This window comes from Compostibacter hankyongensis (genome assembly GCF_039541075.1).
Taxonomy (GTDB): domain Bacteria; phylum Bacteroidota; class Bacteroidia; order Chitinophagales; family Chitinophagaceae; genus Compostibacter; species Compostibacter hankyongensis.
Genome location: NZ_BAABFN010000005.1, coordinates 217,737 through 236,629, shown reverse-complemented (window position 1 = coordinate 236,629; position 18,893 = coordinate 217,737). Strand labels below are relative to the sequence as shown.

The 18,893-nt window shown below is 56.8% G+C and carries 15 protein-coding genes; 13 read left to right on the top strand and 2 right to left on the bottom strand.

The features are described from left to right. Positions 1-17: 17 nt before the first annotated feature. The 8 genes from hisA (at position 18) to ABD851_RS11440 (ending at position 9,213) form a co-directional block, all read left to right on the top strand. On the top strand, positions 18-734 hold the full coding sequence (hisA, locus tag ABD851_RS11475) for a 1-(5-phosphoribosyl)-5-[(5-phosphoribosylamino)methylideneamino]imidazole-4-carboxamide isomerase (RefSeq protein WP_344979343.1): 717 nt from the start codon (positions 18-20) through the stop codon (positions 732-734). Next, positions 728-1,489, top strand: coding sequence for an imidazole glycerol phosphate synthase subunit HisF (hisF, locus tag ABD851_RS11470; protein WP_344979341.1), 762 nt, complete (start codon positions 728-730; stop codon positions 1,487-1,489). Before hisA ends, hisF begins: the two co-directional genes overlap by 7 nt. Before the next feature lie 64 nt (positions 1,490-1,553). Further along, positions 1,554-2,180 carry a bifunctional phosphoribosyl-AMP cyclohydrolase/phosphoribosyl-ATP diphosphatase HisIE gene (gene hisIE / locus ABD851_RS11465; protein ID WP_344979339.1) on the top strand — a complete coding sequence of 209 codons (627 nt, stop codon included), beginning with the start codon at positions 1,554-1,556 and terminating at the stop codon, positions 2,178-2,180. A gap of 126 nt (positions 2,181-2,306) precedes the next feature. After that, positions 2,307-3,419 carry a redoxin domain-containing protein gene (locus ABD851_RS11460; protein WP_344979336.1) on the top strand — a complete coding sequence of 371 codons (1,113 nt, stop codon included), beginning with the start codon at positions 2,307-2,309 and terminating at the stop codon, positions 3,417-3,419. Positions 3,420-3,511: 92 nt separating this feature from the next. Beyond that, a complete protein-coding gene (locus ABD851_RS11455; protein ID WP_344979334.1) occupies positions 3,512-4,621 on the top strand; it encodes a redoxin domain-containing protein in 1,110 nt (369 codons plus the stop codon). A gap of 14 nt (positions 4,622-4,635) precedes the next feature. Then, complete coding sequence (locus ABD851_RS11450) at positions 4,636-6,915, top strand: DUF2961 domain-containing protein (protein ID WP_344979332.1); 2,280 nt, start codon at positions 4,636-4,638, stop codon at positions 6,913-6,915. A 149-nt stretch (positions 6,916-7,064) separates the two neighbouring features. Beyond that, positions 7,065-7,430: a BlaI/MecI/CopY family transcriptional regulator gene (locus ABD851_RS11445; protein WP_344979331.1), complete on the top strand. Its 366-nt coding sequence runs from the start codon at positions 7,065-7,067 to the stop codon at positions 7,428-7,430. 1 nt (position 7,431) lies between these two features. Continuing rightward, entirely contained in the window at positions 7,432-9,213 is a 1,782-nt protein-coding gene (locus tag ABD851_RS11440; protein WP_344979329.1) for a M56 family metallopeptidase, read from the top strand. 10 nt (positions 9,214-9,223) lie between these two features. Here the strand turns inward: ABD851_RS11440 and ABD851_RS11435 are convergent, their stop codons facing one another. Then, positions 9,224-10,072 carry an endonuclease/exonuclease/phosphatase family protein gene (locus tag ABD851_RS11435; protein WP_344979327.1) on the bottom strand — a complete coding sequence of 283 codons (849 nt, stop codon included), beginning with the start codon at positions 10,070-10,072 and terminating at the stop codon, positions 9,224-9,226. Positions 10,073-10,400: 328 nt separating this feature from the next. Here ABD851_RS11435 and secDF point away from each other — a divergent pair, with 328 nt between their 5' ends. From secDF to ABD851_RS11415, 4 genes are all read left to right on the top strand, one after another. Next, entirely contained in the window at positions 10,401-13,544 is a 3,144-nt protein-coding gene (gene secDF / locus ABD851_RS11430; RefSeq protein ID WP_344979325.1) for a protein translocase subunit SecDF, read from the top strand. 153 nt (positions 13,545-13,697) lie between these two features. Then, positions 13,698-15,413: an IlvD/Edd family dehydratase gene (locus ABD851_RS11425; protein ID WP_344979323.1), complete on the top strand. Its 1,716-nt coding sequence runs from the start codon at positions 13,698-13,700 to the stop codon at positions 15,411-15,413. 81 nt (positions 15,414-15,494) lie between these two features. Continuing rightward, the gene (locus ABD851_RS11420) at positions 15,495-16,292 is read left to right on the top strand and encodes an SDR family NAD(P)-dependent oxidoreductase (RefSeq protein WP_344979321.1); all 798 of its coding nucleotides are present in this window, start codon (positions 15,495-15,497) and stop codon (positions 16,290-16,292) included. A gap of 32 nt (positions 16,293-16,324) precedes the next feature. After that, complete coding sequence (locus ABD851_RS11415; protein WP_344979319.1) at positions 16,325-16,861, top strand: DUF7935 family protein; 537 nt, start codon at positions 16,325-16,327, stop codon at positions 16,859-16,861. On the opposite strand, the gene ABD851_RS11410 is transcribed toward ABD851_RS11415, so the two are convergent. After that, positions 16,803-17,936, bottom strand: a complete 1,134-nt coding sequence (locus ABD851_RS11410) for a DUF3810 domain-containing protein (protein ID WP_344979317.1) — start codon at positions 17,934-17,936, stop codon at positions 16,803-16,805. The two genes, ABD851_RS11415 and ABD851_RS11410, sit on opposite strands and share 59 nt — an antisense overlap. 59 nt (positions 17,937-17,995) lie before the next feature. On the opposite strand from ABD851_RS11410, the gene ABD851_RS11405 reads away from it, so the two are divergent. Next, positions 17,996-18,880 carry a fructosamine kinase family protein gene (locus tag ABD851_RS11405; RefSeq protein ID WP_344979315.1) on the top strand — a complete coding sequence of 295 codons (885 nt, stop codon included), beginning with the start codon at positions 17,996-17,998 and terminating at the stop codon, positions 18,878-18,880. Positions 18,881-18,893 lie beyond the last annotated feature (13 nt).

Sequence of the window (18,893 nt, the reverse complement as noted above, 5' to 3'; positions counted from 1 at the left end):
CTCCTGGAGCGTTTGTCATGAAGATCATTCCTGCTATAGACCTTATCGACGGTAAATGTGTCCGTCTTACCCAGGGCGATTATGCCCGGCAGAAAACATATAACGAAGATCCGCTGGAGGTGGCTCAGCAGTTTGAAGATGCAGGCCTGGACCGGCTGCACCTTGTGGACCTGGACGGCGCCAGGGCGGGAAAGGTGGTGAACTGGAAAGTGCTGGAAAAGCTGGCGGTAAAAACACAGCTGACCATCGATTTCGGCGGCGGTATCAAGCAGGACGACGATATCCGGGCGGTCTTTGAATCCGGCGCTGCGATGGCTACCGTAGGCAGCATGGCGGTAAAGCAGCCGGCGGTCTTTCATGGCTGGCTGGGCCGGTATGGCAGCGAACGGCTGCTGCTCGGCGCCGATGTAAAGGAGGAGAAGATCGCCGTCAGCGGGTGGACCGAGGATACGGACATCCTGGTATATGACTTTATCAGGGACCAGATGGCAGCGGGGGTGACCCGGCTTTTCTGTACCGATATCAGCAGGGACGGCTTGCTGGAGGGGCCGGCGCTGGAATTATACCGGCAGATCATCGGGCAGTTCCCCGGGCTGCACTTTATCGCCAGCGGTGGGGTGAGCACGGTGGATGATCTGGTGCAGCTGAAGGAGATCGGCTGCCGCGGCGCCATTGTCGGCAAGGCGATTTATGAAGGGAAGATAAAAATTTCTGATTTGAGATCCATATGTTAACAAAACGCATCATCCCCTGCCTCGATATCCGGGACGGGAGAACGGTAAAGGGAATAAATTTTGAAAATATCCGCGATGCCGGCGACCCGGTGGAGCAGGGGCGGCTGTATGCGGAGCAGGGCGCCGATGAGCTGGTTTTTCTGGATATAACGGCGACGAATGAACGCCGTAAGACCATGGCGGACTTGGTTACCCGTATCGCGCGGCAGGTCAATATTCCCTTTACGGTGGGGGGCGGCATCTCCTCGGCGGCCGATGTATCGGTGCTGCTGGCGGCCGGAGCCGATAAGATATCCGTAAATACGGCGGCATTCCGGGATCCGCAGCTGCTCAATACGCTATCCCGCGAGTTTGGCAGCCAGTGCGTTGTGCTGGCCATCGATACAAAATATGAAGCGGGCGCCTGGTATGTATACCTGAACGGAGGCCGGGTGAAGACCGACCGTCCGGCCTTCGACTGGGCCCGGGAAGCCGTGGATCGGGGCGCCGGTGAGATACTCCTCACTGCCATGAACAACGACGGTACCGAGGCCGGCTTTGCGCTGGACGTTACCCGCCAGCTCTCCGAAGGATTGCCCGTACCGGTGATTGCTTCGGGAGGGGCGGGCACCCTGGATCATTTTACGGAAGTATTTGAAGACGCGCATGCGGATGCGGCCCTGGCTGCCAGCATCTTCCATTTCGGGAAAATCAGCATCCCTGCGCTGAAAGCTCATCTGGCCGCTGGCGGCATTCCCGTGCGGCATACGGTATAACCCGGAGCCCGCGGTCTTTTATGATCCCGGGAATTGTGTATCTTTGAACCACAAAAGCAGTATCGTGAAGGAGGCGCTCATAAAGACATCCTTAGCCGGAAAAGTTGATTTTTCCAAATCCGCCAACGGGTTGGTGCCCGCTATCGTCCAGGATGCGCAGACCCGTAAGGTGCTGATGCTGGGCTATATGGACCGGGACGCCCTGGAGCGCACCGAGGAGGAGGGGAGGGTTACCTTTTTCAGCCGTTCCAAAGACCGCCTCTGGACCAAGGGAGAGGAAAGCGGTCATTTTCTGCTGGTGGAAAACATGTCGCTGGACTGCGACCGGGACACGCTGCTGATCATGGCCCGTCCGATGGGGCCGGTATGTCATACGGGTGCCGACACCTGTTTTGACGAAGAAAACATTACGGACAATTTCCTCATCGAGCTGGAAAATACCATTATCGACCGCAAGGTCAATCCCCGGCCGGGCTCTTATACCGCACGCCTTTTTGAAAAAGGCATCAACAAGATTGCGCAGAAGGTCGGTGAAGAAGCGGTGGAACTTGTCATCGAATCCAAGGACGACTGCGAAGAGCTGTTTCTCAACGAGGCTGCCGATCTGCTGTATCATTATCTCGTACTCCTGGTGGCCAAGGGCTTTGTGCTGGAAGATGTGATGGACGTGTTAAAAAAACGCCATAAATGAGGAATGGCCGCTCTTTTCTTTTAACGGCAAGGCAGAATTGCCGGTAATACTTACCTTTGCCTGTTTCCATAAAGTTTTAAACGAGCATTTATTACTGATTTGTTAAACAAAGTATATCCACACGTTATGAAAAAATTGTTGCTCTGCGGTGTAGCGGGCATGTTGACCCTGGCAGCCTGCAAAAATGGGTCGGACGGCTCCTATACCATCTCCGGCACCATAAAGGGCCTGACGGATGATACCCTGTTGCTGGCGCAGCAGGCCGAAGGCGGCATGCCGAAGATAGATACCGTTCAGGTGAAAGGCGGTAAGTTCACTTTCAAAGGAACGACTGCCCAGCCAACCATGGCGCAGATGATCACCAAGGATCAGACCGGCGGGTTCCCCCTTTTCCTGGAGGCAGGCAGCATTAAGGTATCTGCCAACAAGGATTCTCTTCCTTTTGGAAAGGCGGATGTCACCGGTACGCCCAATAACGACGACCTGCATGCCTTTATGCAGATGCAGGATCCTTTTATGCACGAAATGATGGCCATACAGGGCGAGTATATGCAGGCCAGCCAGTCCGGGGATACTTCCCGGCTCGGCGCCAGCCAGCAGCGCATGGACAGCCTGGAGAAATCGATGACCGCTTCCGTAAAACAGTTTGTAAAAGCCCATCCCAAGTCGCTCGTGAGCGGCATGGCCCTGCAGGGTATGATGAACACCATGGATGCCGGGGAATTGTCCGAGCTCTTTAAGACCCTGGATACGAGCATACAGAACAGCGAGTACGGAAAGGCAGTAGGAGAGCGGGTGGCCGCAGCGCAGAAAACGGCTGTCGGTCAGCAGGCTCCCGATTTCACCATGAACGATGTGAACGGAAAACCCGTCAGCCTTTCTTCCTTCAAAGGGAAATATGTGCTGATCGATTTCTGGGCCAGCTGGTGCGGCCCCTGCCGTCAGGAAAATCCGAACGTGGTAAAGGTGTATAACAAGTACAAGGATAAGAACTTTACCATTCTTGGCGTATCGCTGGACCGCGAAAACGGCCGGGATGACTGGCTGAAGGCCATTAAGGATGATCATCTGGACTGGACCCAGGTTTCCGACCTGAAGTACTGGCAGAGCGACGCCGCACAGCTTTACGGCGTACAGGCTATCCCCGCCAACTTCCTGATCGACCCGCAGGGCAAGGTAGTCGCTAAGGATCTGCGCGGCGACGCCCTCGAAAGCAAGCTGGCCGAAGTATTGCAATAGTCGCGGTAACCTCATTCTGAAAGTGCTGCCCGGTTGATTCCGGCAGCACTTTTTTATTTATTTTTGATCTTTTAGCCATAAAAAACGGTGATATGAACGGAATGCGGTCCTGCCTGCGGGGTATGGGAATACTGGTATTGGCCCTGCTGATGGGGCAGCAGGCTCCGGCCCAGCATGGCTTTTTCATAAAAGGTCATATTACCGGTGCAGCGGGGCAGCCGGTATACCTGGTCAATGCCGAAGGAAGCGAGATCCAGGACTCTGCCGTGATCGAAAAAGATCTGTTTTCCTTTCAGGGAAAAGCCACGGGCCCTACCGTATATGCCCTGTTTATCGGGCAGGGCAACAATCCCCTGCTGACCATACTTGAAAACGGCGATACCCTCCGTATAGAAGCCCGGCGCGGGGATTTTCCTATGGCTACCGTTACCGGCAACCGACAGGCTGCCGAAATGCAGCAATATCAACGCGATTTCCAGCCGCTGGTGGCCCGCGCGGCCGGTCTTAATGCCCGTGCGGCAGGGATCGATCCGGCAGATACCGCTGCCGTGGAAACCTTTCGCCGCCAGACGGCAGATTTTAACCAGGAAGTGATAAAAACCGGCATCGCTTATATCCGCTATCATCCTCAGGCCATCGCCAGCATCTTTGTGCTGATGAATGAGCTGCGCAATCTGCTGCCGCCCGCGCAGCTGGAGCAGCTGTTGCAGGAGCTGGACCCTGCAGTGCTGGAGACCAAATACGGCAAAGGGGCGCAAAGCTGGATCAGGATGGCCAGTGTCACCGCCATCGGCTCGGAAGCCCCCGACTTTACGCTGCAGGATCCGGAAGGCCAGCCGGTGGGCTTGTCCGCTTTCCGGGGGAAATACGTGCTGATCGATTTCTGGGCCAGCTGGTGCGGCCCCTGTCGCCGGGAAAACCCTAATGTGGTCAGGGCCTATTCCCGTTACAAGGACAAAAATTTTACCATTCTCGGTGTGTCGCTGGACCAGGAGAAGACTGCCTGGAAGGAAGCCATCCGGCAGGATGGCCTGAACTGGACCCAGGTCAGCGACCTGCAGGGCTGGGGCAATCAGGCCGCGCAGCTCTACCAGGTGCACAGCATACCGGCCAACTTCCTGCTGGATCCCCAGGGAAAGATCATCGGGAAAGACCTCCGGGGCGCCGCCCTCGAAAGCAAGCTGGCCGAAATATTTAACTGACTCCAACTCCCGATATGACAGACAACCGTATACAGGTAATCGTTTTTTTGGGCTGGCTGACCGGCTTGCTTTTTTCTGATCTGCAGGCAGGCGCCCAGTCTGCCCGGGATGTCCGGCCGGCTGCTGACCATCCGCCGGTAATACCGGTGGGGACGGATGCTTACCAGATGTGGGACCGCTGGCCGGTACAGCGGATTGGAGACAGGGCCTATATGCGAAGCACCTACGACCGTTCCGGTGGCAATGAAGCCGCCGATGCCAGCCATTTCCTGTTTATGGATGAAGGAGACCGGAGCGTAACGCTGGATGTAAAGGGAAAAGGCATCCTTTATTTTTTCCGGGCCAACCACTGGCACGGCAGCCCCTGGCATTTCACCATCGACGGACAGGATCATGTGGTACAGGAAACCGCCACCCGGGATCCCATGGATGCGCAAAAGAAATATAGCCATACCCGTTTTATTCCTTCCGCGCCCTTTCCGGAACCCTTATCCTGGACCTGGAGCACCACCCGGGGCGCCGACCTTATCTGGACGCCCATGCCGTTTGAGCGGTCTTTGCAGATCGCCTACTCCCGTACCCATTACGGCACCGGCTATTATATCTATCATCACTATGCAGACGATGCCGCGCTTTCGCGCCCCATCCGCTCCTGGACCGGACGGGATGCACCCGGCAAGGCGCTGCTGAGTCTGATCGACAGCTCGGGCCTGGACATCGCTCCCCGGCATATACAACGGAAAAAAGGCAGTATCCGGCTGAACAAAACAATGCAGCTGCTGGCTGATCTCCGTAAAGGACCTGCCGTCGTCCGGGCATTGAAGATCACCCTGCCACTGGACAAGGCTGTGGAGCTGGAGCGGCTGCGGCTGCGGATTACCTGGGACGGGGCGGATTCCCCTTCCGTGGACGCGCCCCTTTGTCTTTTCTTCGGCGCCGGCACATTTTATAACCGGGACAAACGGGAATACCTGGTAAGGGGTTTTCCCATCAATATACATTACGACTACCCGGGTAAAAAAGTAACGCTCGCCTGTTATTACCCCATGCCGTTTTTCAGGTCGGCCCGGTTTGAGATAAGCGGCAGTCCCGCAGCGGCCGTTCTGGATTATGAGATACGCTATGCCCCTTACCGGGGACCGGCCAACCACCTCAGCTATTTTCATGCTACCTATCGTGATTTTCCGGAGCCCGTACCGGGTCGGGACCTGCTTTTGCTGGACACAAAGGGGGCGGAAGGACAGCAGCGCTGGTCGGGCAACTTTGCGGGAACCTCACTGATCTTCTCGCACAACGGGTTCCTGGGTACGCTGGAAGGAGATCCGCGCTTCTTTTTTGACGGCAGCCTTACGCCGCAGGCTTATGGAACGGGTACCGAAGAGTGGGGCGGGGGAGGCGACTACTGGGGCGGGCAGAACATGACCCTGCCGTTCGCCGGTCATCCCTGCGGAACGACCAAAAAAGAAAACGCGGCGGATCCGAAAGACCTCATTGAATCCGCCTACCGCTTTCTGCTGGCCGATCTGATGCCTTTCGGCAACCGGGCCGTGATCCGGCTCGAGCACGGAGCGGAGAACCTGTCACGCGAGCATTACGAAACGCTGGTTTACTGGTATGGCCTGCCTGCGCCCTCTCTGATAAAAACCGATGAAGTGGATATCGGGAAAACGGAAGACGAACAGGCGCATCGTTATACTTCCCCCGGCGCTTCAGCGGTGGAAAGTATCCGTTCCCGTTATGAATGGGGTATCGATTCGCTGCCCCTGCGTCCCTGGGGTATGGACCCCGCCCAGGCCGCTTATTACCGCCCCGGGGCGGAAGTGTATCCCGCCCATACCGAAGACGGCCGGCATACGCGGAGCGTTTCCGCCTTCACCGTTAGCCTGGAGCCGGACAATTACGGAGCGCTGCTGCGCCGCACGCTGGATTACCGGTATCCGAACCAGGAGGCGAAGGTCTACATAGCGGAGAACGGCGCTGCCGGGGACACTACCTGGAGCTTTGCGGGCACCTGGTATCTCGCCGGCTCCAATACCTGCGTATATTCCAATCCGCGGGGAGAAACGGATAAGCGCGTATATCAGGTACAGACATCAGACCGCCGTTTCCGGGATGACGAATTCCTGCTTCCGGCCCGTCTGACGCGGGGCCGGAAAAGTATCCGGGTAAAGCTGGTCTGCCAGCCTTCCGATACGGAGCTGTATCCCGCTCATCCCTTTCCGGAAAAAAGCGCGTGGAGCGAGCTGCGTTATGCCGTATACAGCTACGTTATGCCGGACTTTTCCCTGAAATAACCGTTGCGCTGCGGTAGGTCGGCGCTCATCCCGGCGATAGTTTCCCTTCCTTCCGCCATCCCTGGAAATTTTTTTTGGCTTGTTACGAAAACATCGTAGATTTACGAAAACATCGTTTATTCTTTTATTGTCATTGCAAAAAACCGATCATGGAGAAACTGACCCGGCAGGAAGAGGCGGCTATGCTCGCCATATGGAAAACAGGCCCCGGCTTTGTCAAAGATTTCCTGGAGGCGCACGAGGAGCCCAGGCCGCATTATAACACCTTATCATCGACCATCCGCAATCTGGAGAAAAAAGGATATCTCCGGGGAAAGAAATACGGGACAGTCATCGAATATACCCCGCTGATCCCTGAATCCGTTTATGCGCGCAAATACATGAGCGGTTTTGTAAAGCACTATTTTGAAAATTCCTATAAATCGCTGGTCAGCTTTTTCGCGCATGAAAAAAAGATCAGCGCAGAAGAGCTGAAAGAGATAATCGATATGATCGAACAAAGGAAAAGCAAATGATATGCCCCCGTTCTTCATTTACCTGCTGAAGGCCAATATTGCGCTGACCCTCTTTTTTCTCGGGTACAGGCTGGTGTTGCGCCGGCTTACCTTTTATACGCTGAACCGGGTGTTCCTCCTGTTTGGTATTTTCTTTTCGGCGCTTTTCCCCTTTGTGGATGTGGATGCTTTTGTGCAGCGGCACCAGCGGCTGGCCGGTCCTGCGGCCTATGCGCTGGACTGGCAGGCACTGCAGCATATGCGCGGGGCGGTCGCCACCTGGACGGTATGGGACCTGTTACAGCTGGTATTCTGGCTGGGCGCGGCAGTAATGACCATCCGGCTGGGGGTGCAGCTGTATGCGCTCTGGCGGCTGCACTGTACCTCGCAGGAAAGCCGGGTGCAGGGAGTACCGGTCCGGCAGCTGAGCAGCCATGTAGCCCCCTTCTCTTTTTTTAAAAGGATCTATCTGAACCCCGCCCTGCATGACCCGGGTGAGCTCGAAGCCATCCTACGGCACGAAGGCATACATGTAAGACAATGGCACAGCCTGGATGTGCTGACCGGGGAGCTGAATCATGTCTTTTACTGGTTTAACCCCGGCGCACGGCTGATGAAGCAGGCCATTCGCGAAAACCTGGAATTTATCACGGACCGCAGCATACTGCGGCAGGGACAGGACGCGCAGGCTTACCAGTACAGCCTGCTGCAGGTCAGCCGTCTGCATCAGCCGCTCAGTCCCCTGGCCAATCACTTTCATTTTTCCGAGCTGAAAAAACGGATCAGCATGATGAACATGCAACGGTCGCCCCGCGCCAGCCTCTTCAAATACCTGCTGCTGCTGCCGCTGGTGATGTTCGTAACGCTGGCGTTCAATGTCAGCCGCTCCGGGACATCAGGGTCTGTAAAAGCAGTGAGAAGGGGGGACATGCTTCACGCCGGTATGGCGGCACATCCCGGGCCTCCTCCGGAGATGAGACGCACCCTAAGGCGGGAAAAGCAGCATCTCCGTACTCTTTTTGTCACGCTGGATATTACCCATGACCGGCAAGCCGGCGCCCTGCGGGAGGCAAAAGCGGAACTGAGAAAGGGCCTGATGCTGGTAAGACGGGCATTTTCGGGGAGAAGAACCGAGCTTCCTGCTCCCGGACGTCCTCCCTCCGGTGACCGAAGAAAAGTATTTTTTGTCAGACTGGATACCCTGCCTCCGGGCCCGCCGCCTCCTCCGGGCTCGCCGCCGCCACCTCCGGCCATGCCGCCCTTTTATATCGTGGACGGAAAAGCTCAGAAATCAGGAAAGCTGCCCGCGGATCTGAACCCGGATGATATTGCCTCCATATCCGTCTTTAAGGACTCATCGCGGCAGATCGATTCCTTGCGCCGTCTGTACGGATCCTCCGTCGGAGGCGGAGCTATCCTGATCTTTACCAAACCGGCGGGAACCCGCACGCTACCCTCCGGACGGCAGCAGCCTTCCCGGGCAAAGCAGCCAACCGGTAAAGACCTGCTTTTCATGATGAAACCTGCCTCACCGGCAAAGCAGCTGACCGGTGTCTCGCCCCAGGAGAAAGATACTGCCCGGCCTTCGTTTATCCGTATCCGTGGTACGACTGAAGATCATCCGCCCCTGCTGCTGGTGGACGGGGTCGTGCAAAAGGACAGTTCCGTGCTGCAAAGGATGGACCCGGCGGAGATCAAATCTATCAACGTATTAAAAGGCAGCACGGCCGTTTCCATGTACGGCTCAAGGGGGAAAAACGGGGCGATACTGGTCTTTACCAAGGCGGGGGATAAAAAACAGTAATTCCGATCCCCTACAGTTTTAGCTGCACCATTACCGGGAAATGATCCGAAGGATACCGGCCATGATAGGTGTCGGTAAGGATACCGTATTTATCCACGGTAAAATCCGGCGTGATAAAAATATGGTCGATGATGGTCATATGGTCCAGCGCTCTCCCGAATGCGTTAAAAGATCCGTTGTTGATGTAGGGGTCTTTGGCGAGGGTATACACATCTTTCAGCACACCGGAGGCAGCGATCGCTTTATACCATTCGGTATCATGTCCCCCGTTGAAATCACCCGTCAGGATCACGGGATGGTTCCCCGCGATCTCCCGTATCTTTTTCAGCACCAGCTTGCTGCTTTCGATGCGGGCCTGTACGCCCTGATGGTCATAATGCAGGTTAAAGCAGTAGAACTGCTTGTGCGACTGCCGGTCCTCCAGCCGGGCCCAGGAGCAGATGCGAAAGCAGCATTTGGCATCCCATCCGAGCGAGGGCTTTTCCGGGGTCTGGGAAAGCCAGAAATCCCCTTTGTCCAGCAGCTTAAAACGGCTGGTTTTGTAAAAGATCGCCGAATGCTCGCCCGCCTGTCTCCCGTCGTCGCGTCCCACACCCGTCCAGGCATAGCCCGGCAGCTTCCCGGACAGGTCCTGCAGCTGATGGTAAAGGCATTCCTGGGTGCCGAAGATATCGAAATCATGGAAGCGGATCAGCGCGGCAATGACCGGGCAGCGCTGCTTCCAGCCATCGCCGTGCTGCGCATCTTCCTTGTTATTGTCGTTGCGCATGTTGTAAGTGGCCACGGTCAGTTCCTGTCCGCGGACATATACGCACAGGCATAGCAGCAGCGCTGCCATGAAAGCGATCTTTCTGATCATACCTTGGATTTTGAGATCATAGATTATCCGTTCCCGGCTTCGTCCCGCCCGGCTTTTTATTCATCAGCCGCTCCGTTTCAGGGATGGGATAAAGATACATTTTATCCTCCCAATCCCGCGGGAGATTGTCCGGCCGGACGAGCTGTGTGCAGGTACCGTGGAGGATTCCGGAAGGGAAGTAAGCGGAGCGTCCTTTCCCGGGATGAAGCCGATGCGCAAAAGAAGGCCCGGAAGCCGTTCCGCGCTTTCCAGATTATCCTTATTTATTATCCAATTATATTTTATCTTTGCCACTCTTTTCAAAATATTACGACAAAGCAATATACGTATGCAGCTTAAAGGTCTGGTTAAGTTTTTTACCGTTGTACTGATCCTGATTTCGCTTTACCAGCTCTCTTTCACCCTGGTGGTACACCGGCATGAGAAGAAGGTAAAGGAGGAAGCAAAAGCCTGGGTCGCACAGCATTACAAAAGCCCGGAAGCGCTTTATCCGAACGACAAAGAGCAGCAGGCTTTTTACCAGAACCATCTCGACTCGCTGCTACGGGTGCGGACCGAAGCCATCGAGGACAGCACTTCCGATGAGATCGTCTTCAATACCCTGATCAAAAAATATACGTATCAGCAGGCCAAGGAGCAGGAGCTCAGTCTCGGCTTGGATCTTCAGGGCGGGATGAACGTGGTGCTGGAAGTATCGCTCGAAGACCTTATCCGCACCATGGCCAACAATGCCAAATCGCCCGCCTTTAACAAAGCGCTGGCGCTGGCTACGGAGCGTAAGGCCAATAGCGCGGCCGATTACATCACGCTTTTCGGACAGGCCTGGAGCGAAGTAAAGCCGGCGAATGAGCACCTGGCCCCGCTTTTCTCCAATGCTTTTGAGAAAAAGATCAACTACAACTCTTCGGACGCTACCGTGCTGAATGTGATACGGGAGGAGGCAAGAGGCGCCATTACGCGTACCTATAACGTGTTGCAGCAGCGTATCGACAAGTTCGGGGTAGCCCAGCCCAATATCAACCTGGATGTCAATAAAGGGATCATCAGCGTGGAGCTGGCCGGGGTAAGCAATCCCGAGCGTGTGCGCAAGTACCTTCAGGCCACCGCCAAGCTGGAATTCTGGGAAACCTACCAGGCCGACCAGGATTTTGTATCCGGCGTGCTGAATCCGATGGATGCCGCTGCTGCCCAATATCTGAAAGCCGGCGGAAAGCCTGCCGCTCAGCAAGATACCGCTGCTGCAGCGCCCGCACCTGCCGATACGGCTGCGGCCAAAGCAACCGACACGGGATCGGTGGGCAGCCTCAGCCAGTTTGTCGACCAGAACAAGAACCAGCCGGCATCCGCCGATACCGGCGGCAACGCCTTGCTGCAGGGCGAGCAGGACCATCCTATCCTGAGCCTGCTGAAAGCCCCGCAGATGGGGGGAGCTATCGCCTCCGTGCTGATCCGGGATACCGCCAAGCTGAATCATTACCTTTCCCAGGCGGCTGTGGCCAATGTCATGCCCAAAACGCTGCGCTGGCTCTATGGCGCCGAAAACCGCTCGGCCCAGCAGCAGACGAATTCCGTGGACCTCTATGCCATCAAAACGGTACCCGGCTCTATCGAGCCGCGTCTCGGCGGGGAACACGTGGTGGATGCCCGTCAGGATATCGACCCCAACGGACGTCCCGAGATCAGCATGACCATGGACAATACCGGGGCCAAGGTATGGGCCCGGATGACCGGCGAAAACGTGCATAAGCCCATCGCCATCGTGCTGGATAATGTGGTGTATTCCGCACCCGCTCCCTCCGAGGAGATCTCCGGAGGCCGCTCATCGATCACCGGCAGCTTCACCATCGAAGAAGCGCAGGACCTGGCCAATATCCTAAAGACGGGTAAACTGCCGGCGCCTGCCCATATCGTTCAGGAGCAGATCATCGGGCCTACGCTCGGGCAGGAATCCATCATCGCCGGCGCGAAATCCTTTATCATTTCCTTTGTGATCATCTTTGTGCTGATGTTGATCTACTACAACACCAGCGGATGGGTGGCCAATATTGCCCTGATCTTCAACCTGCTGTTCACCGTGGGCATCCTGGCCGCCCTGGGCGCCACGCTTACCATGCCCGGCATTGCGGGGTTGGTGCTCACCATCGGTATGGCGGTGGATACCAACGTAATTATCTTTGAACGCATCAAGGAGGAGCTGGTAAAAGGAAAAAGCTACCAGCTTGCCATCTCCGACGGCTATAAGCATTCCTATGCCCCCGTGCTGGATGCACATATCACCACCTTGCTGACAGCCGGTATCCTGTATTATTTCGGGCTGGGCCCGGTAAAGGGCTTTGCCACCACCCAGATACTCGGTATCCTGCTGTCGCTTTTCTGCGGTATCCTCATCTCCCGTATCGTGGAAGACTGGGGCACCAGTAAAGAGAAGCATTTCAAATACTTTACCCCGCTCTCCAAGAAGATCTTCCAGCATGCCAGCTTCAAGTTCATCGAGAAGCGGAAATATGCTTATATGATCTCGGCGCTGGTATTGATCTTCGGTGTGGGATCCTTTATCCACGGCTTCGACGAAGGAGTGGAATTTTCAGGCGGCCGCAGCTATACCGTTCGTTTTGATGAGCCCGTGAAGACGGAGGATATCGGCAAGGACCTCCAGCCGGTATTCGACGAATATCCTATGGTGAAAACGGTCGACGTGGCCAACCAGGTCAACATTACCACCTCTTATCTCATCCATAAAACGGATCACAATACCGATTCGCTGGTAGAACGCAGGCTTTACGACGGTCTGAAAAAATACCTTCCTGCCGGTACGGATTACCAGACCTTTGACACAAAGTATAAGATGAGCTCGCAGACGGTGCTGCCCACCATTTCCGACGATCTGAAGAAGGGTGCGGTAAAAGCGACCATTTTTGCCCTGCTGGCGATCTTTGCCTATATCCTGATCCGGTTCCGGAAGTGGCAGTATTCGGTGGGCACGATCATCGCCCTGCTGCACGACGTATTGGTGACGCTGGCCGTATTCTCCTACTTCAAGGATATCGTGCCCTTCTCCCTGGAGATCAACCAGCACTTTATCGCGGCCATCCTGACGGTGATCGGCTACTCCATGAACGATACGGTGATCGTATTTGACCGTATCCGGGAATACTTCCGTCATCGTAAGCCCGGGGAAGACCGCAACACGCTGATCAACCGCGCCATCAACGATACGCTGAGCCGTACCATTATGACGTCGCTGACGGTTTTCCTGACCATCCTGATCCTGTTCCTCGTGGGAGGAGAGTCTACCCGCGGCTTTGCCTTCGCCATGCTGATCGGGGTGATCACCGGTACGTATTCCTCGATATTCATTGCCTCTCCCGTGCTGGTGGATATGGATAAGAAAGACAGGCTGGCCTCCACGCTGGTTAAAAAAGGAACCGCCGGAGCAGTACCTGCCGCGGCAAAGCCCGAAGCCGGTAAGTAAACGATAAGACTGCTTTCTCAACATAATACATGCGCTGTCGCACCCGCGGCAGCGCATTTTATCTTTTATTATTACCGGCCGGAAGAAACCTCCCTGGTTTCCTTTATGAACATCCGGGTAATCCGAGTATCTTTATTCCCCAAAATCACGGATATGTCGGAGACAAAACAACTGCGGAGCGCACAATGGTTCGCACGGACAGGGAAAGACGGGCTTATCTACCGTGCCTGGATGAAAAACCAGGGTCTGCCGGCGCACGAATTTGAAGGGAAGCCGGTCATCGGCATTTGCAATACCTGGTCTGAGCTCACCCCCTGCAATGCCCATTTCAGGGAGCTGGCGGAAAGTGTAAAACGCGGTATCCTGGAAGCCGGGGGCTTCCCCGTGGAATTTCCTGTAATGTCCCTCGGGGAAACGCTGATGAAGCCCACCGCCATGCTGTACCGCAACCTGGTGAGCATGGACGTGGAGGAATCCATACGGGCCAATCCGCTGGATGGGGTGGTGCTGCTGTGCGGCTGCGACAAAACCACGCCCGCCCTGGTGATGGGCGCCTGCAGCGTGGACCTGCCGACCATCGTGGTTTCGGGCGGTCCTATGCTTACGGGTCGCTTTCGTGGAAGGAGCATCGGCACCAGCGACGTCTGGCGCTTTGGAGAGGCGAACCGCATCGGCGCCATGAGCCAGCAGGAGCTGTACCAGGCGGAAGCGGCCATGTGCCGCAGCCGCGGACATTGCGCCGTAATGGGCACGGCCTCTACCATGGCCTGCATGGTGGAGGCGCTGGGACTCACGCTGCCCGAGAATGCCGCCATCCCCGCCGCCGACTCGCGCCGCAAGGTGCTGGCACAGCTTTCCGGCACGCAGATCGTGGAAATGGTGCGTGCAGATCGCCGCCTGTCGCAGGTGCTTACCCGTCCGGCCTTTGAAAATGCCATCCGGGTGAACGCCGCCATCGGCGGTTCCACCAATTTTGTGATCCACCTGATGGCCATTGCCCGTCGCATCGGCGTGTCGCTGTCCCTCGAGGATATGGACCACCTCTCCGCCGACATCCCGCTGCTGGTGAACCTGCAGCCGGCAGGAGCCTTTTTTATGGAAGACTTTTATTATGCCGGCGGCCTGCCTGCCCTGATGAAAGCCCTGGAGGACAAGCTTCACGGCGATATACCTACCGTAAGCGGGAAACCCATGCGCGAGAATTGGTCGGATGCCGTCTGCTATGATCCCAATGTGATTGCTACCCTGGAAAAACCGTTCAAGGAGGGTCCTTCCCTGGCCGTGCTGAAGGGCAACCTCTGCGAGCAGGGCGCCGTAATCAAACCGGCCGCCGCCAGCCTGCCGCTGCTGCAACACCGGGGACAGGCCGTAGTGTTTGAAGATATAGAGGATTACAAGGCCCGCATCGACGACCCGGCGCTGCCGGCGGATGAAAACAGCATACTGGTGCTGAAAAACGTAGGCCCCAAAGGATATCCGGGTATGCCGGAGGTGGGCAATATGGGATTGCCCAAAAGGCTCCTGGAGCAGGGCGTCACAGACATGGTCCGCATCTCCGACGGACGGATGAGCGGTACGGGCTTCGGCACGGTGGTGTTGCATGTCTCCCCCGAAGCCGCTGCAGGCGGTACCCTGGCCCTGGTGCAGACCGGTGATTATATCCGCCTGGATGTGCCGGCGCGCCGGCTGGAGCTGGAAGTGAGCGAGGAGGAGCTGGCCGCGCGAAGGGCGCGGTGGCAGGCGCCGCCGATGGTAACGCGCGGCTATGTGCAGCTCTACCAGCAGCATGTCAGCCAGGCCGACCAGGGCGCGGATATGGATTTTTTACAGGGCGGCTCGGGCGACCGGGTGACCCGCGACTCGCATTAACCGGTCCGCCGGACGTCCGGCGGCTGCCGGATATTCCGGTTCCGGATGATCCCGGGAGGAACGCCTACAGCAGCAATGATTATGGAAGCAATACAAAAAGCAGGAGAGGGTGCGGACGGGACCTTCGCCGGACAAGCCGCCATCGTCACGGGAGCAGGCAAAGGCATCGGCTATGAGATCTGCCGCCAGCTGGCCCGCCGGGGCTGCGCAGTAACGCTCAACGATATCGACGCCTCCCTGGCAGAGCAGGCGGCGGAAAACATCCGCCGCGAAGGCGGCAACTGCATCGCCGTTGCCGGAGATACGGCCGACGCCGCATTCCTGCAGGAGATGGTGCAGCGTACGGTGACAGCCTTCGGACAGGTATCCGTGCTGGTGGCCAATGCCGGCATCACCCTGTTCGGGGATTTCTTTGCGTACCGCCCGGAGGATTTTCAGCGGGTGATGGATGTAAACCTGAAAGGCAGCTTTTTCCTGACTCAGGCGGTAGCGGCCGAAATGCGGCGGCAGGGCAGCGGGGGGCGCATCCTGCTGATGTCGTCCGTTACCGGGCACCAGGCCCACAAATACCTGGCGGCATACGGCATGAGCAAGGCTGCGCTGGAGATGCTCGCCAAAAGTCTGGTAGTAGACCTTTCCCCGTATAAGATCACGATCAACACCGTTGCCCCCGGCGCGACGCTGACGGAGCGGACAGCGGAAGACCCGGCTTATGAAGAGATATGGTCCCGCATTACGCCTATGGGCCGGCCCGCCGTTCCCGCAGACATTGCAGCGGCCGTACTTTTCCTCGTATCTCCGGTCGCTGCCCACATCACCGGGCAGAGCCTGGTGGTAGACGGGGGCTGGACAGCCATAAGTCCTCCTCCCGAACCCTGAAAAAACCGTCTCGTCTTTTTTAAAAACGGTGTATGTCACAGCAAACCCTGATCTATATTTTACTGGCGCTGATCCTGCTTTCCTTCGTCTACGGATATGTGCGGGACTGGCTGGCGCAACGTAAGGGCAAGGCAGGGCAGCCGCCCGTCTCTGCTGCTGCCCAGGACCCGCTTCGCATTACGCTGCCCCTGCAGCTGCAAGCCTATGAGCGCCTGGTGGTATGGGTGGAGCGGGTGAGCCCGGAACAGCTAATCGGACGGCTGAACCAGCCGGGACTGGATACGGCAACGATGCAGCAGCTGCTCATCCAAACGATCAGGGCCGAATTTGAACACAACATCTCCCAGCAGATCTATGTATCCGCCGCCGCCTGGGAAGCGGTATGCACGGTAAAAGAGCAGCTGATCAGCCTCATCAACCGGGTCGCCGCACAGCTGCCGCCGGCGGAGCCTGCCCTTACGCTGAACAAAAAGCTGCTCGAGCTGGTGTTGCAAAGCCAGGCCCCTTTTCCTACGAGGACGGCGCTCGGGGTGCTGAATGCGGAAGCCAAAAAGCTGATGAAGGGGTAGGCTGGCGGTATCCCCGCCGGTGGAAGTAGTCGATCAGCAGTCCCACCACCTCGCTGTAGCTTTTGATGCCCTGTTCCTGCTGATTGGCTTTCAGGTACTGATCATAAAAGACGTTCAGCATCTGGTTGGCTGTGCCCCGGAACTGCAGGTAAAAATCCTCTACCGTCTGATAATCTTTCCGCACGCCGGGTAGCAGCATCTTGTACCATATGCTGTCGGACAAGGCGCTGTTGCGCAAAGCCAGCTCACGCAGGGCGTAGGGCAGTATCTCAAAATTGGCCGAATAGCGGAAGTAAGGATCAGCTGCCGAGGCGGCCACCAGATAACCTACGAAGTTGGCGTCGTCTTCCGCCGCAAAGCCCAGCTGATGGGCCATTTCGTGACATACGGTAAAGGGAAGGCTCACGGGCGGAGGAGTGGTGTTGAGCTGCGCCTCTGCGGTAAAGGGGTTGAAATAACCGGTGATGCCCGCATAATTCATCAGCTGCCCGTACATGGAAGGCTTGATGCTGCTGTGCGGGCAACGCAGGGCGGGATAGATATCCGAAAGCGCATTGTAATAACCCGGCGCCTGTCGGAATACCGATCGTACGGCCGGGAAATCGGGAATGCTGTCCTGATCGCGCTGCTGCAGCTGCCGGTGGCTGGCATTGATATTGTCGGCCAGCAGGCAGCAGAGCTGCATCAGGTCGGCAGTACGATAGTAACGCTGCTGTATGCCAAAGGCATCGCGTATACGATTGTACCGGTAGTTAAAACCCCAGCCCCAGAGAAAGACGCCGTACAGCAGTCCCGTGATACAAATAAGACGCAGCAGGAGCGGGGCGATGTATTGCTTTTCGCGTCTGAAACGGATGAGGTGACGAAGCAGGCGCCAGGCGCCGAGTATGATCCACCCCGCCAGCGCCAGGTACAGGATATCGCCGATGCTGAACGGGAACCAGCCGGTGAGCAGTATCCGAAGACGGATGCCGGCAAGATAAAAGCCATGGCTGTAAAAATGACGGAAATCAACGGAGTAGCGAAACAGCAGCAGGGACAGCCCGACGCCGCACCAAACGATCAGGTTGATCACGATCCACTTGCGTATTTTTGGGGATATTTGCCGGACCATACGTTGTAAAACTACGAAAGATGGATGTACCGGCGAACCTGAAAAGCAGCCTAACGGAGAAATTGGCCGCCCTCTGCGGCAAAACGGTTTCCATTACCCAGTGCACGCCGCTGCAGGGCAGAGATATCAATGACAGCTTCCGGCTCGATACCACCGAAGGAAATTATTTTCTGAAGATCAACGATGCCGCAAAATATCCCGGGCTCTTTGCCGCGGAGGCAAAAGGCCTTGAAATGCTCGGCGCGGCAGGAGCCGTGCCCGTTCCGCAGCCCCTGGCTTTTGGCGGCAACGGGGAACAGCAGTACCTGCTTACTACTTTCCTGAAAAGGGAGCTGCCGGCCGCCCGTGATTTCTGGGTTGATTTCGGAAGAGGTCTGGCTGCGCTGCACCGCCATTCCGCCGCCCGCTTCGGGCTGGATAGCGATAACTATATCGGCACGCTGGTCCAGCAGAACACACCGGCGGATACCTGGTCCGGCTTTTACCGCCGGCACCGGCTGGAGCCGCTGATCCGGGCTTTGTATGACCGGGGCGTACTTGAAAAAAGCTGGCTGTCCCGTGCGGACTACCTGTATGAGCGGCTGTCCGCCGTTTTTCCCGAAGCGCCGCCTTCGCTGCTTCATGGCGATCTCTGGAGCGGTAATTTTATGGTAGGGCCCGGTGGGAAGGCATGTCTTTATGATCCTGCCGTTTATTACGGTCACCGGGAGATGGACCTGGCCATGACCCGTCTTTTCGGAGGTTTCGACCGCCGTTTTTACAGCGCCTATGAAGAGGCCTGGCCGCTGGAAGAAGGCTGGCAGGAACGGGTATGCCTCTGTCAGCTTTATCCCCTGCTGGTCCATGCCCTGCTCTTCGGCGGCAGCTATATCAGCGAGATAAAGGATATCCTGAAAATGTATTAGCCGGCAGGGGCGG